Origin of the sequence: Pseudonocardia autotrophica, assembly GCF_003945385.1 — a bacterium.
Classification (GTDB): Bacteria; Actinomycetota; Actinomycetes; order Mycobacteriales; family Pseudonocardiaceae; genus Pseudonocardia; species Pseudonocardia autotrophica.
The window spans coordinates 3,635,719-3,650,921 of sequence record NZ_AP018920.1 but is presented as its reverse complement, the minus strand read 5'-3'; the positions used below and the strand labels follow the sequence as shown (position 1 = coordinate 3,650,921).

Sequence of the window (15,203 nt, the reverse complement as noted above, 5' to 3'; positions counted from 1 at the left end):
GCGGCGCGCGACGGAAGCTGCGAGTGATGTCACGCCGTGCGACACCCGGCCGGGGACTAGGTTGGTCAGCCATGACCACGGCGACGACGCCCCAGCCCGCGACATCGGGACGCGATCCCGGCGGGCCGCCCCCGGCCGGTCGCCGCGTGCTCGTGCGGCGGGTCCCGGCCGCGGTCGCGCAGGTGCTGCCGGGCCCGGCCCTGGTCGTCGGGTACGCGCCGGCCCCGGTGGCCCGATGACGGCCGCGGCGTCCGACCCGTCCCCGCAGTACCGCGGGCGCAAACCCTCCGGCCTGGCGAAGGGCAGCGCCTCGCCGTTCGTCGACTTCGACCGCCGGTCGTGGTCACAGCTGGCGTCGTCGACCCGGGTCCCGCTGACCGCCGAGGAGCTCGAGCAGCTGCGCAGCTTCGGCGACTTCGTGGATCTCGACGATGTCCGCGAGGTCTACCTGCCGCTGTCGCGGCTGCTGAACCTGCACGTCGAGGAGGGCGGCCGGCTCTACCGCGCCTATCGGCGGTTCCTCGGCGCGGCCAGCGCCCGGACCCCGTTCGTGATCGGGATCGCCGGCTCGGTGTCGGTCGGCAAGTCGACCACCGCCCGGTTGCTGCGGCTGCTGCTGGCCCGTTCCCCGGAGCACCCGAACGTCCAGCTGGTCACCACCGACGGGTTCCTGCACCCGAACGCCGAGTTGCAGCGGCGCGGCCTGATGGAGCGCAAAGGGTTCCCGGAGTCCTACGACCGCCGCAAGCTGCTGCGGTTCGTCTCGGAGATCAAAGGCGGCCGGCCCGAGGTGACCGCGCCGGTCTACTCGCACCTGGTCTACGACATCGTCCCGGACGCCCAGCTCGTCGTCCGCAGGCCGGACATCCTCATCATCGAGGGACTCAACGTGCTGCAGCCCGCCGTGGCGGGTGCGCTCACGGTGTCCGACTTCATCGACTTCTCGGTCTACGTCGACGCCGCCACCGCGGACGTCCGGCGCTGGTACGTGGAGCGCTTCCTGCGGCTGCGGGGGACCGCCTTCCGGGACCCGCAGTCGTACTTCCGGCGGTACGCCGAGCTCGACCACGACGACGCGGTGGCCCGCGCGGAGACGATCTGGGCCTCGATCAACGCCCCGAACCTGGAGCAGAACATCCTGCCCACCCGGTCCCGGGCCAGCCTGGTGCTGACCAAGGGGGCCGACCACAACGTCACCCGGGTGCGACTGCGCAAGCTCTGAGCAGCGCGTCCGTGCCGGCTGCGATGTTCGCCGCCGAGCAGGTCTCGTCGGTGACGTGCGCCAGCGCCGGATCGCCGGGACCGTAGACGAGCACCGCGCAGTCCCGCTCGCCCCCGCCGAGCCGCCGGGCCAGCACCGAGGCATCGGTGAAGTAGCTGGCGAACTCCGGCTCCGCCCCGCCGTGCCCGAGCTCCCGGGCGGCCCGCGCCGCGTGCGGATCGGCCGGATCGGTGCCGATCGCGGGCAGGTCGATCATCGTGTCGATCCGGACGTCGCCGGCCAGCCCGGCGACGACGGCGCGGGCGGCGTCGGCGTCGAACCCGGGGACCAGGCGCAGGTCCAGTTCCAGCTCGGCGTGGTCGGGCACCAGATTCGGCTGGGTGCCGGCTCGCAGGACACCGGGGTTGCAGGTCACCGGGCCGTGCGTGGAGCCGACCGGCCACCCGTCGTGGTCGTGCAGCCGGGCCGCGGCGCGGGCCAGCGCGACGAGTGCGTTGCGCCCCAGCTCGGGCCGTGAGCCGTGTGCGGAGACCCCGGCGGCGATCAGCCGCAGCCACAGCACGCCCTTGTGGCCGTGCAGCACCCGGTTCGAGGTCGGCTCGGCGACCAGCAGCAGCGGCGACGGTTCGAGACCGGTGAGGGCACGTGCGCCATCGCCCCCGGTCTCCTCGCCGAAGGTGAACACGAGCTGCAGCGGGACCTCGGGTGCGCTGCGCAGCGCGGCCACCGTGATCGCGGCGACGCCGGCCTTCATGTCGGTGGAGCCGCGCCCGCGTAGCCGCCCGTCGACGACGTCGCCGGCGTGCGGATCGAACGACCACCCCGCGGGATCGGCCGGAACGGTGTCCAGATGCCCGGTCAGCGTGGTCGGGGTGCCGTACCCGCGGCGTGCCACCAGGTTCGCCCGTCCGGGCTCGGGCTCGGTCAGCGCGATCGTGAACCCGCCGTCGTCGAGCAGATCGGCGAGCAGGTCGGCGGCGGCGCGTTCACCTCCGCCGCGGGTGTCCAGGGCGACGAGCCGGCCGGCGAGGTCGACGGGATCGTGCACGGGCTCTCTCCTCTCGTTCGGATCACCGACTGTGACACGCGGCAAGGCCGATGCCATTGCTCAGCGTTCGGCTGGCAGGATGTCCGGATGGGAGCTGACTCCGGCGGCGTGACCGTGACCAGCGGGTCCGAGACGCGCGACGACGAGCTCGCGGCCCGGCTGCGACTGGTGGTCGGGCGGCTCAACCGGCGGATCCGGATCGACGGGAGCGAGACGCTGCCCCCGCTGCAGCTCTCCACCCTGGTGACCGTGGAGCAGCACGGACCGTTGCGGCTCTCCGAGCTGGCCCGGCGCGAGGGCGTGACCGCCCCGACGATGTCTCGGGTGCTGTCCTCGCTCGACGAGCAGGGCATGGTGGCGCGGGCGGCCGATCCCTGCGACGCGCGGGGCGTGCTCGTCAGCATCGCCGACACCGGCCAGGCATGTCTGCGGGAGATCCGCAGCCACCGCACCGCGCTGATCGCGCGCCGGCTCGACCGGCTCGACGCCGGCCAGCGGGACGCGCTGGTCACGGCGCTGCCGGCGCTCGAGGCGCTGCTCGTGCCCGACGATGACTGACCGGCAGGTTCAGGCCGGCTCACCGTCGACCGTCACGGTGATCTCCGAGCCGTCGTTCCGGCTGCCGCCCACGATGCAGCGCAGCCCGGCGATCCGGGAGGACTCCGGCAGCGGCTCCGGGTAGTGCCAGAACGCGTCCGCGACCCGCACGCCGGAGGGCAGCTCGGCGTTCTCGTAGGCGGCCTCGCCCTTGTACGGGCACCGGGTCCGGGTGTCGGCCGGCGTCAGGTCCACGGCGATGTCGGCCCGGGGCAGGTACCAGCGGTTGGGCAGTCCGGTCTCGGACAGCACCAGCGGCCGGTGCGACTCGGCGAGCACCGTGCGGGTGCCGTCGGGCGCGGTGTGCGCGACGACGACGTGCCGGCCGGTCGGGCGGACGTCGACCCGGGTGTAGGGGTCGGTGAGGTGCGCGAAGACCTCCTCGTCCTCGTCGTACCAGGCGTCCGCCGCGTTCCAGTAGAGCGCGGCCAGCCCGCGCAGCCAGTCCGCCGCGGGCACCGGCTCCGGGTAGTGCCAGACCGCGTCGGCGACGGTCCGGTCGCCCACCCGCAGCGAGCGGTAGGCGGCGTCGCCCTTGAACGGGCAGTGCGTCGTGTGGTCGCTGGCGACCAGCGCGGACGCGTCCAGGTCGGCCTCGGGGACGTAGAGGACCGGCAGCAGGTTGGACTCGTGCACCAGGAACCCGCGCCGGGTGTCGAGCACGGTCCGGCCGGCCAGTACCGCCCGGACCCGGCGTGGGAACGGGTGCATCAGCAGCTTGTGCGCCGGACCGTCGAGGGCGTAGTTGACCGTGGTCGGCGCGTACGGCGACAACGGTCCGTCGGATCGGGTGAGGCCCACGGCCGTCCTCTCGTCGGATGTCTCCCCACCGAACCAGACGTCCGGGGGCGGGGCCACGCGAGCTCATCGGGATCTCATCGAGCGCTCATCGAGAACTCGTCGAGGACGTGTCGCCATTACCCCGAACAGCGCAACGCATGCAAGGAACCTTTCGATCCTCTTACATGATTGCGAACCCTAATATTGCGGATCGCAACGTGTGTAGCATTCGAAACATGACGGAACGTCCGATTGGCCCGATTGACGACGACATGACCGTTGGCAGTGTCGCCACGGCCGAGCGCGACGACCTCGATGCCGTCGAGCGCTCCAACCGCTCCGAGGACTCCCTGCAGTCGCTGGAGAAGCAGATCACCCTGCTCGTCCGGCGGACGATGGAGTCGGTGTGGGCGCACGGCTACGGCTCGAACGAGGCCGTGGACCGCTACACCTACCCGGTCCTGATGCTGCTCGACGACGAGGGCGCGCTCTCGCTGACCGCCCTGACCGGCAAGCTCGGGGTCAGCAAGCCGACCGCCAGCCGCCAGGTCTCCCGGCTCTCCCGGGCGGGCCTGGTCGAGGTCTCGCCGCACGAGCGTGATCCGCGCTCGGTCAGCGTCGAGCTCACCCCGGCCGGGATGGCCGCCCGCGAGCAGGTCCGGGCCGCGCGCCTGGCACCGCTGCGCGACGTGATCGCGCACTGGCCGGACGCCGACCGCGAGTCGCTCGCCGGTCTGCTCGACCGCTTCAACACCGATCTCGACCTCTACCTGCGCTGATCCCACCCGTCGTCCCCGCCGGTCGCCCCCGGGCACGATGCGCGGACGGTCCGCCGTCCGTGTGATGCCATAGTGGGGGGTCCGGCCGGTCAGCCGTCCGGACCCGGCGGAACCGGCGACGAGGGGTAGGTGCGGGCGTGGACGCGCTGGTGGCACTCGTCGCCGGGGTGCTGAACGGTATCCGGGGTCTCGGGATCCCGGACGTGTGTCCCGGAGACTGGGCGTGGTCGGTCACCGCCCTCGGCGTACTGGCCGGTCTGCTGCCCACCGCGGGCGCGGCGACCGTCGCACTGATCCGCCGCCGGATCGGCTCCGGCTCCTCGTCGGGCTACAACGCCGCCGAGTCGGTGCTGATCGGCGGGATCGGGGTGCTCGCGGCCGGCCTGTTCCCGCTCGCCGTGTTCGTCGGTGCGGGCGAGGTGTTCGCCCGGGCCACCGCGGGTGACCCGGTGGTGCCCGGGCTGAGTGCCGGGGCGACCGACTCGATCCGCGTCACCACCTGCGACATCGTCGGCACCCAGAGCAGCTACCTGGGCCGGGGGAGCGTCGCCGGTGCGATCGGCGGCGGCGACGTCGTCACCTCGGTGACCGCGGTCGTGCTGCTCGGCGTCGTGCCGCTGCTGGCCGTGCTGCTGGTCGCCGTGCAGGCCCGCACCGCGCTGCGCCGCGGGCCGCGCTGGCCCGCCAAGTTCTTCTGGCTCTCGCTGTTCTCGCTGATCGTGCTGACCGCCGCCGTTCCGGCGGGCACCGCGGAGCACCTGTGGGTCGGCATCCTCGGCGGCAGCCTGCTCGGTGTGCTGGTGGTGCCGATGTTCCCGCCGCCGTCGCGGGCCCGGATCGAACGGATCCGGGCCGGTAGGGACGCGCCGCCGGAGCCCCGGTCGGCGCCCCCGGTGGCGGCCGGCTCCTCGCGCACCGGGCGCGGCCCGGGATCGTCGGTGGCCCCGCAGGTGGTGTCCACACCGAGCGTGGCCGAGCGGCTCGCGGAGCGGTTCAGCCGCCGCGAGCCGGAGGCACCGGTCGGGGTGTCGGCGCGAACCGGTGCGCCGTCGGTGGAGCAGGCCACCCCCTACGTCGGCTTCGGGGCGCCGCCCGCCGCGCCACCTGCGGCATCCGGCCGGTCCCGGGGCGCACTCGCTCCCGGTCGCCCGTCCATCGCGCATCCGCCGTCCGCACCGGCGCCGCCGGCATCGGGCCCCGCCGCGCATCCGGCTGCCGGTCCGATGCGCGGCCCCCGGTCCGGCGGGCCCTATCCACCCCCGGTGCCGCCCGGCCCGCCGCCGCGCAGGCCGACCCTGGTCGCGCCGGTAGCGGGCGGTCCGCCGCGGGCGCCGCGGTTCCGGCTGCTCAAGCGGCTCGGCGCGGGCGGCTTCGGCGGCGTCTGGCTGGCCCACGACGCCAAGCTCGGGCACACCGTGGCGGTCAAGTCGGCGCACGCCGCCGATCCGGAGACCGAGGAACGGATCCGCCGCGAGGCGGCCGCGCTGGGGGCGATGCGGCATCCGTGCTGCGTGGAGATCTACGACCTGCTGCACGCCTCCTCCGATCCCGGCCTGCGCGGGATGGACGGGCTGGTGATCGTGATGCAGCACGTGGACGGGATGTCGCTGGGCCAGCTCGTCGCCGAGCGGGGCATCCTCGACGACATCTCCGCCGCCCGGATCTGGACCGGGATCGCCGGCGCGCTGGACACGGCACACCGGTCCGGAGTGCTGCACCGCGACATCAAGCCGGGCAACATCGTCGTCGACCCGCAGGGGCATCCGCATCTGATCGACTTCGGGATCGCCCGCAAGCAGGGCGACTCGACGCTGACCCAGACCGGCTACGTACTCGGCACACCCGACTACCTGGCCCCGGAGACGGCGGCCGGGAAGCCCGCGTCGCCGTCCTCGGACGGGTGGCAGCTGGCCGCGGCGGTGTCGTTCGCGCTGAGCGGGCAGCCGCCCCGCGGTGAGTCCAGCGACGCCGTCGCCGGGCTCCGCGCGGCCGCCGCCGGAGCGAAGCTGACCCACCTGCCCAGCCGGACCGCGCACCTGTCGCTGCTCAAGCAGGCGATGCGCACCGAGCCGCACAAGCGGCCCGAGCTGCGCGCGGTGCAGTCGAAGCTGGACGGGTGGTTGCAGCGCCAGGGCTACCGCTCGGACGGGCCGGTCACCGCGGTCTTCGACCGGCCCTGACACCGGCCCGGGATACGGGCTGGGGAGCTGCGCTGCCTACAGCCAGGCGTCCACGAACAGCCGCACCGCCAGCCCGAGCCCGGCGACCGCGATCACGATCCGCAGCAGCCGGGTCGGCAGCCGGCGCGCCAGCGGCGGACCGAGCCGGGCACCCACCAGCAGGCCCGCCGCCAGCGCGGGCACCGCCGCCCACGCGACGTCACCGAGTATCGCGAACCCGACGGCGGCGATCGCGTTGGCCGCCCAGCTCAGGACGTTCTTCAGGCCGTTGGCCCGCAGCAGCGTGGTGCCGGGCAGCGTGGCCAGCAGCGCCAGCATCAGCACCCCGGCCGCCGCGCCGAAGTAGCCGCCGTACACCGCCACCGCGAACACCCCGACGGCGACGCCCGGGCCGGGTTCCCGGGCCGCGGCGGGGCGCGGCGGCCGCAGCAGCAGCGTCGCCGCGCCCGCGACCAGGAACGGCACGATCCGTTCGAACCCGCCCTCCGGGGTCAGCAGCAGCAGACCGGCCCCGGTCGCGCCGCCGAGCAGCGCCGGAACGACCCAGCGCCGGATCTGCGGGCCCGCCCCGCGCAGCTCCGGGCGCGATCCGGCGACCGAACCGGCGCCCTGGAACAGCATGCAGACGGTGTTGGTGATGTTCGCGGTCGTCGCCGGGAGCCCGACGGCGAGCAGCGCCGGATAGGAGAACAGCGAGGCCAGCCCGGCGACCGCGCCGGTCAGTCCGGCGGCGATCCCGGCCGCGAACAGCAGGAGCAGCTGGGCGGCGGTCACCGGCCGGTGCGGGGGAGCGGTGCAACGGGGTGGATGTCGCGATCCTATCGCCGGGCATCGCAGCCGACCCGGTACCCCGACCGGGTGAGGGCGCGGTCACAGCAGGCGTCACAATGAGGCTGTCGATTCGACGGGACGGAGCGCGACATGGCGGATCTGTGCAGGCCGGGCGCCGTCGTCGCGCTGCTGGTGCTGGCCGCGGGCTGTGCCGCCCCCGCGCTCCCGGCCCCGGCGCCGACTGCCGTCCCGAACGTCGCCGCGGTTCCGGAGGTGGTGACCCCCGGCCCGCCGGAACCTGCTGCCCCGGCCGGGCCTGCCGGCCCGTGCACCGGGGACACCCTGGACGTCTCGGCCACCCCGGTGCGTCCGGACGGCGACGCCGGCGTGCAGGAGCTGATCTTCCGCAACACCGGAGCCGTGGCCTGTGTACTCGACGGCTACCCGGGGGTCTCCTTCGTGGCCGGCAACGAGGGCGCGCCGGTCGGTCCGCGCGCCGCGGTCGAGGGACCCCGGGCCCGGGTACAGCTCGAGCCGGGGCGGGCCGCCACCGCGGCGCTGCGGGTCACGGCCACCGACAGCTATCCGGCGCGGGACTGCGCACCGCAGGAGGTTCGCGGGATCCGGGTCGCGCCGCCCGGCGGGACCGGCGGCCGCTTCGTGCCGCGGCCCGGCCCGGTGTGCTCGGCCGAGCCGGACCAGCCGCAGGCCACCGTGGCCTCCGTGGTCGCCCGCTGACCGACCGGGGCGGCCCCGCGTGCCGGGTGGGTTCAGGCCGGTGCCCGCAGTGCCGGACGCAGCACGGCGAGGGTCCCCACCGCGGCGGCGACCAGCAGGATCCCGATCCCGAGCCGCCAGCCCGGCGTGCCACCACCGGTCAGCGTCCAGCCCAGTGCCACCGCGGCGGGTCCGACCGCGGCGCCGATCGTCCGGACCGTCATCGCGATCCCGCCGGTGGCACCCTCCGCGCCGGCGGGTGCCGCGGCGAGCACCGCGGCGTTCACCGCCGGGTTGAACACCCCGGCGGCGATCCCGAACAGCGCCATCCGCCAGGCCAGCGCGGTCGCGTCGGAGCCGTCACCGAGCGGCAGCAGGACGGCCAGTGCGAGCACGCTGAGCGATCCGCCCGCCACGGTGATCCGCAGCGCCCCGAACCGGTCGGTCAGCCGGCCCGCCACCGGTGAGGTGATTGCCATCGCCGCCACGAACGCCAGCAGCGCCGCGCCGCTCGTGGCCGCTGTCCCGCGGACGACGTCGGTGACGAACCAGGGCACCAGGAACGCGCTCAGCCCGGCACCGAGGGACAGCGTGAGCAGCGCGGCGAGGGTCGCCCCGAACCGGGGCCGCCGGACCAGCTCGACGACGGCGGCGGCCGCCGGGAGCCGGGACCAGCCGGCCAGCAGGGCCACCGCGAGCACTGCTGCCAGCGGCGCCTGCCAGACCGGGCCGGCGCCCTGCTCCAGTGCCAGCAGCAGGGCGGTCACCGCACCGCCGAGCAGCACCGCCTCGGCGAGCACCGACCGGTCCGGCAGCGGCACCCCGCGGACCCGGCGCCGGTCCAGCAGGATCGCGCCGGTCACCACCGCGGCGAGCACGGCGGGGACCTTCACCAGGAACACCGCGCGCCAGCCGACGGCGTCGGCGACCAGGCCACCGATCGGTGCGCCCGCCATCGCACCCACCGTCATGATGGTGATGATCACGCTGATCGCGCTGCCCCGGCGCTCCGGTGCCACCGCCGCGGTCACGATCGGCATGTACACCGCGACCACCAGCGCCCCGGCGATGCCCTGCAGCACCCGGGCGCCGATCAGCACCGCGAAGGTGGGCGCCAGGACCGTCGCCGCCGTCCCCAGCAGCAGCCCGGCCTGGGCGATCAGGAACACCGGCCGGGGATCGGCCCGGTCACCCCACCGTCCGGCCGGGATGCCCAGCGCGGCCATCGGGACGGTGTAGGCGAGCATCACCCACGCCGTCGCACCGGGACCGACGCCCATCCCGGAGCCGATCCCGGGCAGTGCGACCGCGGCGATGGTGATCTCCGAGGTCACCGCGAGCATCGCCAGCCCGAGTGCGACGACCGCGCCCCACCGGGTGCGGACCGGTGCCGTCTCCGGCGCGTTCACGCGAGCGCACCGTGCCGGGCGCGGGCGTCGCGCAGGGCCCGTCCCCACCACACGAGCTGGCCGGCGAGCAGCTGCGCGGCCTGCGCGGCGGAACCGTCGTCGGTGAGTGCACCGTCGTCGTCGAACAGGGTCCAGTAGTCCGGCAGGCTGACCGCGTCCCGCACGGGTGCCCCGTGCAGCTCGACGAACACGGTCCGCAGGTGCTCGACCGCCCGGATGCCCCCGGAGCGTCCGCCGTAGCTGACGAACCCGACCGGCTTGGCGGCCCATTCGGAGTGGAACGCGTCGATCGCGATCTTCAGACCGGCCGGGTAGGAGTGGTTGTACTCCGGTGTGACCACGACGAACGCGTCCGCGGCGGCGAGCCGGGCTCCCAGGTCCGGATCGGGATCCCGGTCCATCCGGGGTGCCAGATCGGACCCGAGCAGGTCCACGACGTCGACGACGACGTCGTCCCGCCCGGTGATCTCACCGGTGAACCAGCGCGCGACGGTCGGCCCGTACCGGCCGGCGCGCACGCTCCCGATGATCACCGCGAGCCGGACCGGATCGGCCGGTCCGGTGCCGGTCGAGGTGCCTGCGTCGGCTGGAGTGGCTGAGTTTGCTGGGGTGGTCGAGGTGCGGGTCATGACTGCTCCCGTAGGGGGTCGGCGGGTGGCTTCTCCACCCGGCCCGACAGACGCTAGGAGCTGTAGTTCACTTCAGGTCAAGGTCAGGCCGGCGCGTGCAGGGCGAACCACAGCTCGGCCCGGACGCCGGGGGAGTCGAGATCGCGCCCCAGCAGCGCACCGGCCTTCTCGATCCGGGACCGGAGCGTGTGCCGGTGCACGCCCAGGCGGGCCGCCGCCGGATCCCACTGCCCGTGGTGGGCGAGCCACTCGCGCAGCGAGGCGACCAGGTCACCGCGGCGCTCGATGTCGTGGCGCACCAGCGGGGCGAGCACCGACTCGGCGAACGCGGCGGCGTCCTCCGGGATCACCAGCGCGGAGAGCCCGCTGCCCGCCAGGTCGGCGAACCGGATCACCGCCCGGTCCCGGCGCTCGGCGGCGTCCAGCGCCCGCCCGGCCTCCCGCAGCGCCCGACCGAGACCGGACACCGGCGCCGGATCGGAGATCCCGGCCCGGACGCCGCGGGCCCGCGCGGCGAGGCTCAGCACCGGCTCCACCGCGTCCGCACCGACGACGATGGCGACCTGTCCGTCGAGCTCGGCGTGGAACCCGACCGCGGCCCGCTCGAGCGCGTCGACCAGCACGTCGAGCCGGCCCGCCGCGGGCCGCCCGCCGAGCGCGATCGCGACCAGGTCGCCGTCCGGCAGCGGGCCCCAGGTGTCGGCCAGCACCTGATCGGCGCCGCAGTCCGGCAGCGTGGCCAGGGTCCGCAGCACGGCGGTACGCAGCCGCTGCTCGGCCCGCCCGGCCGCGGCGCCGCGCGCGTGCGCCAGGGTCAGCACCGACACCGCCGAACCGATCACCTGCCGGTCGACCGGGCTGAACAGCCGGTTCCGCCCGACCACGAGCACCGCAGGCCCGATCAACCGGACCGGCTGCAGCACGACCTGCCCGCCGCCGGCCGCCACCGTGACGCTCGACGGGCCGGAGTGCTCGCGCACCCGGGTGATCTCACCGGCCAGTGCGACCGCCCGCCGGGACGCCTGGCGGGGCGCGGCGTGCCGGACCCGGTCGTCGGCGTCGGAGACCAGCACCCACGCCTCCAGCCGCTCGGCGAGCCGGTCCAGCACCCGCCCGGTGCTCTCGGCCCGGTCGTCGCCCAGCGCGGCCGCGGTCAATGCCCGCTGCGCCTCGTCGGTGCGCACCACCTCGGCGTACCGCTCGGCCGCCCGGGCCTCGGTCACCGCCCTGGTCAGCGCCAGGAACGGGGTCCGCTCGGGCACCTCGATCAGCGGCAGCCCCTCGTGCTCGCAGGCAGCGGCGACCGCCGGGAGATGCTCGTCGTGCCCGAGCCCGGTGCCGAAGCCGAGCGCCGCCAGCCCGTGCACGGCGACCCGCCGGACGTAGGCGGCCGGATCGATGGCCGGGCCCAGCCCGGTGGTCAGCAACAGTTCGCCGCCGTCGAGGTACGGCGTGGGGTCGGGCAACTCGGAAGAGTGCACCCAGGAGATACGACGATCCAGATCCGCGGCGGGACACGCGGGCCGCAGACCGAGGTTGCGGTCGGTACACAGATCGCGCAAGGTGACCGGCACGGCTCCCCCTGACAGGTTGGAGTGTCACGGAATCTCAACTGGACAGTTCGTACACTACCGCGAGCCGGTGTCGTGGATCACGCTGTCCGGCACGGATCGTCGTCGAAGGGAAGTTCGAGCGTGACCACCACCGCGCCGCGTTACGTCGGGACGAGCCTGCCCCGCAAGGAGGACCCGGCACTGTTGACCGGCCGGGCTACCTGGACCGATGACATCGCCCCCGCGGGGACGCTGCACCTGGCCGTCGTCCGCAGCCCGCTCCCACACGCCAAGATCGTCTCGATCGAGACCGCCGCCGCACTCGAGCAGGAGGGCGTCCGGGCGGTCTACACCGCCGAGGACATCGATCACGAGTTCCTCGCCGGCATCCCGTGCGGATGGCCGGTCACCGAGGACATCAAGATCCCGGACCACCGTCCGCTGGCCCGCGGCGAGGTGAACCACGTCGGCGACGGCGTCGCCGTGGTGCTGGCCACCAGCGCCCGGGCCGCCCGGGACGCCGCGGATCTGGTCGATGTCGAGTACGACGAGCTGCCCGCCGTCGTCGACATGGCCGACTCGCTGGCCGAGGGTGCCCCGCTGGTGCACGAGGAGCTGGGCACCAACCACTGCTACACCTGGCCGCTGGCCACCGGCGACGTCGACGCCGCGTTCGCCGAGGCCGACGTCGTGGTGTCCGGGCAGTACCTGCAGCAGCGGCTGATCCCGTCGCCGATGGAGCCGCGCGCCGTGGTCTGTGTGCCGGATCAGGTCGGTGGCGGCTTCACCGTCTACACCGCCACCCAGGTCCCGCACTTCGTCCGGGACATCCTGTCCGCGGTCACCGGGATCGCCGACACCAAGATCCGGGTCATCGCCCCGGACGTCGGCGGCGGTTTCGGCGCCAAGCTCAACGTCTACGCCGAGGAGTTCCTGGCGCTGGTACTGGCCCGCAAGCTCGGCGCGCCGGTCAAGTGGACCGAGACCCGCTCCGAGCACCACCAGGCCACCACGCACGGCCGGGGCCAGATCCAGGACATCTCGATCGCCGCCACCTCCGAGGGCAAGATCCTCGGGATGAAGGTGGAGCTGCTCGCCGACATGGGCGCCTACCTGCAGCTGCTGACCCCGGGCATCGCCGTGTTCGGTGCCTTCACCTTCTGCGGGCTCTACGACTTCGGCAGCTACTCCTTCACCTGCCGCGGCGTGTTCACCAACCTGACGCCCACCGACGCCTACCGCGGCGCCGGCCGCTCCGAGGCCGCCTACGGCCACGAGCGGATCATGGACGACCTGGCCCGCGAGCTGGGGATGGACGCCGCCGAGCTGCGGCTGCGCAACCTGCACCCGAAGTTCGACGAGCCGCGCACCGTGCCGTCCGGCGTCCAGTACGACTCCGGCGACTACGAGACCTGCATGCGCAAGGCGATGGAGCTCGCCGACTACGACGCGCTGCGCGAGGAGCAGCGCAAGCGCCGCGAGTCCGGTGACCCGGTCCAGCTCGGCATCGGGTTCGGCAACTTCACCGAGTCCGGCGGGCTGTCGCCGTCGAAGGTGGCGGCCGGGGTGCGGCTGCAGTCCGGCGGCTGGGAGCAGTCCACCGTCCGGATGACGACCAGCGGCAAGGTCGAGGTCATCACCGGCACCTCGCCGCACGGCCAGGGGCACGAGACCGCCTGGTCGCAGATCGTCGCCGACCGGCTCGGCGTGCACCCCGACGACGTCGAGGTGCTGCACGGCGACACCCTGATCGCGCCGTTCGGCCGCGACACCTACGGCTCGCGGAGCCTGTCGGTCGGCGGCACCGCGGTCCACCTGGCGGCGGGCAAGGTGCTGGACAAGGCGATGCTGATCGCCGCGCACCTGCTGGAGGCCGACGAGAAGGACCTCGAGTTCGAGGGCGGCAAGTTCCAGGTCGTCGGGACGGCCGGGCCGTCGGTGACGATCCAGGAGGTCGCCGGTGCCGCGTCGCTGGCGGCGAACCTGCCCGAGGGCATGGAGCCGAACCTGACCGCGGACTCGGCCTTCGACCCGCCGAACTTCACCTGGCCGTTCGGCACGCACATCTGCGTGACCGAGGTCGACACCGAGACCGGCTTCACCCGGATCCGCCGCTACGTCGCCGTCGACGACTGCGGGGTGGTGGTGAACCCGACGATCGTGGAGGGCCAGCTGCACGGCGGTATCGCGCAGGGCATCGGCCAGGCGCTCTACGAGCACGCCACGTTCGACGACGCGGGCAACCCGACCGCGGGCAACCTGGCGTCCTACACCGTGCCGTCGGCGACCGACCTGCCGAACTTCGAGCTGGAGCAGACCGTCACCCCGTCGCCGACGAACCCGATGGGGGTCAAGGGGATCGGCGAGTCCGGCGCGATCGGCTCGTCGCCTGCGGTGGTGAACTCGGTGATCGACGCCGTCTCGCACCTCGGGGTCACCCACGTCGACATGCCCGCCACGCCGCAGGCCGTCTGGCGGGCGATCATGCAGGCGAACCAGCAGACTGCCTGAACCCGTAGGAGAGGAGGCCGGAACATGGTGGCCATCAACTGCGACATGGGCGAGTCGTTCTCGATCTACCACTGCGGCGACGACGAGGGGCTGATGCCGTTCGTGACCGTCGCCAACGTGGCGTGCGGGTTCCACGCGTCCGATCCCCGGGTGATGACCCGGACCGTGAAGCTCGCGAAGCGGCACGGGGTGAAGGTCGGTGCGCACCCGTCACTGCCCGACCGCGAGGGCTTCGGCCGTCGCGAGATGAAGATGGACCGTGAGGAACTGACCGCAGCCGTCGTCTACCAGATCGGCGCGCTGTCGGGATTCCTGCGCGCCGAGGGCATGGAGCTCAACCACGTGAAGGTGCACGGGTCGCTCTACGGGATGTCCTCCCGTGATCCGGAGGTGGCGCAGGCGATCGCGGACGCCGCCGACGTGTTCGGCGCGCCCCTGATGGGGATGGTCGGCACCGTGCACGAGCAGGTGTGGGGGGACCGCGGCGCCGGATTCATCGCCGAGTACTACGCCGATCTCGACTACCGCGACGACGGCTCGCTGATCATCACCCGGGAGCACCAGGCGTTCGACCCGGTGCGGTCCGCGGAGCGCGCGCTGCGCGCCGTCACCGAGGGCAAGGCGACCTCGGAGAACGGCAAGGAGCTCACCGTGCGCGCGGACTCGGTCTGCGTGCACTCCGACACCCCGAACGCGGTGGAGCTGGCCCAGGCCGTCAACACCGCGCTGAAGCCCCACCTGAGCTGAGGAGTTTGTACGTGCCCCGACACGAGGTCGTCTCCCCGATCCCCGGCGTCTTCTACCGCCGGCCCGATCCCGACAGCCCGGCGTTCGCCGAGGACGGCAGCACCGTCACCGACGACCAGACGGTCGGCCTGGTCGAGGTCATGAAGTCGTTCCACCAGATCCAGGCCGGGGCGTCCGGCACACTCGTCGAGTTCCTGGTCGGCGACGAGGACGAGGTGGACGCCGGCCAGCCCGTGGCGGTCGTCGAGATCGGCTGAGGG

General features: G+C 73.9%; 15 protein-coding genes. 9 read left to right on the top strand and 6 right to left on the bottom strand.

Going from position 1 to position 15,203, the window contains the following annotated elements; translation table 11 throughout:
- Positions 1 to 71 precede the first annotated feature (71 nt).
- Both Pdca_RS35635 and coaA read left to right on the top strand, forming a co-directional pair.
- A complete protein-coding gene (locus Pdca_RS35635; RefSeq protein ID WP_158092056.1) occupies positions 72 to 239 on the top strand; it encodes a hypothetical protein in 168 nt (55 codons plus the stop codon).
- On the top strand, positions 236 to 1,222 hold the full coding sequence (gene coaA / locus Pdca_RS17095) for a type I pantothenate kinase (RefSeq protein ID WP_085911030.1): 987 nt from the start codon (positions 236 to 238) through the stop codon (positions 1,220 to 1,222). The genes Pdca_RS35635 and coaA overlap by 4 nt, the downstream gene beginning before the upstream one ends.
- Here coaA and Pdca_RS17090 read toward each other — a convergent pair.
- Positions 1,194 to 2,270, bottom strand: a complete 1,077-nt coding sequence (locus Pdca_RS17090; protein ID WP_085911029.1) for a M20/M25/M40 family metallo-hydrolase — start codon at positions 2,268 to 2,270, stop codon at positions 1,194 to 1,196. The two genes, coaA and Pdca_RS17090, sit on opposite strands and share 29 nt — an antisense overlap.
- A gap of 87 nt (positions 2,271 to 2,357) precedes the next feature.
- Here Pdca_RS17090 and Pdca_RS17085 point away from each other — a divergent pair, with 87 nt between their 5' ends.
- On the top strand, positions 2,358 to 2,828 hold the full coding sequence (locus tag Pdca_RS17085) for a MarR family winged helix-turn-helix transcriptional regulator (RefSeq protein ID WP_085911028.1): 471 nt from the start codon (positions 2,358 to 2,360) through the stop codon (positions 2,826 to 2,828).
- Between the two features lie 9 nt (positions 2,829 to 2,837).
- On the opposite strand, the gene Pdca_RS17080 is transcribed toward Pdca_RS17085, so the two are convergent.
- On the bottom strand, positions 2,838 to 3,725 hold the full coding sequence (locus tag Pdca_RS17080) for a DUF427 domain-containing protein (RefSeq protein WP_232021012.1): 888 nt from the start codon (positions 3,723 to 3,725) through the stop codon (positions 2,838 to 2,840).
- Between the two features lie 194 nt (positions 3,726 to 3,919).
- Between Pdca_RS17080 and Pdca_RS17075 the strand changes: the two genes are divergently transcribed.
- The gene (locus tag Pdca_RS17075) at positions 3,920 to 4,426 is read left to right on the top strand and encodes a MarR family winged helix-turn-helix transcriptional regulator (protein ID WP_158092055.1); all 507 of its coding nucleotides are present in this window, start codon (positions 3,920 to 3,922) and stop codon (positions 4,424 to 4,426) included.
- A 137-nt stretch (positions 4,427 to 4,563) separates the two neighbouring features.
- Positions 4,564 to 6,606 (top strand): serine/threonine-protein kinase, encoded by a 2,043-nt coding sequence (locus tag Pdca_RS17070; RefSeq protein ID WP_085911026.1) that lies wholly within the window; start codon positions 4,564 to 4,566, stop codon positions 6,604 to 6,606.
- A 36-nt stretch (positions 6,607 to 6,642) separates the two neighbouring features.
- On the opposite strand, the gene Pdca_RS17065 is transcribed toward Pdca_RS17070, so the two are convergent.
- Positions 6,643 to 7,380, bottom strand: a complete 738-nt coding sequence (locus tag Pdca_RS17065; protein WP_174824257.1) for a sulfite exporter TauE/SafE family protein — start codon at positions 7,378 to 7,380, stop codon at positions 6,643 to 6,645.
- 147 nt (positions 7,381 to 7,527) lie between these two features.
- On the opposite strand from Pdca_RS17065, the gene Pdca_RS17060 reads away from it, so the two are divergent.
- Positions 7,528 to 8,115, top strand: a complete 588-nt coding sequence (locus tag Pdca_RS17060) for a DUF4232 domain-containing protein (protein ID WP_085911025.1) — start codon at positions 7,528 to 7,530, stop codon at positions 8,113 to 8,115.
- Between the two features lie 32 nt (positions 8,116 to 8,147).
- Here the strand turns inward: Pdca_RS17060 and Pdca_RS17055 are convergent, their stop codons facing one another.
- From Pdca_RS17055 to Pdca_RS17045, 3 genes are all read right to left on the bottom strand, one after another.
- Complete coding sequence (locus Pdca_RS17055) at positions 8,148 to 9,503, bottom strand: MFS transporter (RefSeq protein WP_232021011.1); 1,356 nt, start codon at positions 9,501 to 9,503, stop codon at positions 8,148 to 8,150.
- A complete protein-coding gene (locus tag Pdca_RS17050; RefSeq protein ID WP_085911024.1) occupies positions 9,500 to 10,132 on the bottom strand; it encodes an NADPH-dependent FMN reductase in 633 nt (210 codons plus the stop codon). Before Pdca_RS17050 ends, Pdca_RS17055 begins: the two co-directional genes overlap by 4 nt.
- Positions 10,133 to 10,215: 83 nt before the next feature.
- On the bottom strand, positions 10,216 to 11,706 hold the full coding sequence (locus tag Pdca_RS17045) for a PucR family transcriptional regulator (protein WP_085911023.1): 1,491 nt from the start codon (positions 11,704 to 11,706) through the stop codon (positions 10,216 to 10,218).
- Positions 11,707 to 11,826: 120 nt separating this feature from the next.
- Between Pdca_RS17045 and Pdca_RS17040 the strand changes: the two genes are divergently transcribed.
- From Pdca_RS17040 to Pdca_RS17030, 3 genes are read left to right on the top strand one after another with little or no spacing between them, the layout of a single operon-like run.
- The gene (locus Pdca_RS17040; RefSeq protein ID WP_085911022.1) at positions 11,827 to 14,196 is read left to right on the top strand and encodes a xanthine dehydrogenase family protein molybdopterin-binding subunit; all 2,370 of its coding nucleotides are present in this window, start codon (positions 11,827 to 11,829) and stop codon (positions 14,194 to 14,196) included.
- Between the two features lie 24 nt (positions 14,197 to 14,220).
- Positions 14,221 to 14,943 (top strand): LamB/YcsF family protein, encoded by a 723-nt coding sequence (locus Pdca_RS17035; protein ID WP_085911021.1) that lies wholly within the window; start codon positions 14,221 to 14,223, stop codon positions 14,941 to 14,943.
- An 11-nt stretch (positions 14,944 to 14,954) separates the two neighbouring features.
- A complete protein-coding gene (locus tag Pdca_RS17030; protein ID WP_085911020.1) occupies positions 14,955 to 15,200 on the top strand; it encodes an acetyl-CoA carboxylase in 246 nt (81 codons plus the stop codon).
- Positions 15,201 to 15,203 lie beyond the last annotated feature (3 nt).

What these genes read in the sequence shown, in the direction of transcription:
- Pdca_RS35635 (WP_158092056.1), top strand. Translation starts at nt 72, where the DNA reads ATGACCACGGCGACGACGCCCCAGCCCGCGACATCGGGACGCGATCCC.
- coaA (WP_085911030.1), top strand. Translation starts at nt 236, where the DNA reads ATGACGGCCGCGGCGTCCGACCCGTCCCCGCAGTACCGCGGGCGCAAA.
- Pdca_RS17085 (WP_085911028.1), top strand. Translation starts at nt 2,358, where the DNA reads ATGGGAGCTGACTCCGGCGGCGTGACCGTGACCAGCGGGTCCGAGACG.
- Pdca_RS17075 (WP_158092055.1), top strand. Translation starts at nt 3,920, where the DNA reads ATGACCGTTGGCAGTGTCGCCACGGCCGAGCGCGACGACCTCGATGCC.
- Pdca_RS17060 (WP_085911025.1), top strand. Translation starts at nt 7,528, where the DNA reads ATGGCGGATCTGTGCAGGCCGGGCGCCGTCGTCGCGCTGCTGGTGCTG.
- Pdca_RS17050 (WP_085911024.1), bottom strand. Translation starts at nt 10,132, where the DNA reads ATGACCCGCACCTCGACCACCCCAGCAAACTCAGCCACTCCAGCCGAC.
- Pdca_RS17035 (WP_085911021.1), top strand. Translation starts at nt 14,221, where the DNA reads ATGGTGGCCATCAACTGCGACATGGGCGAGTCGTTCTCGATCTACCAC.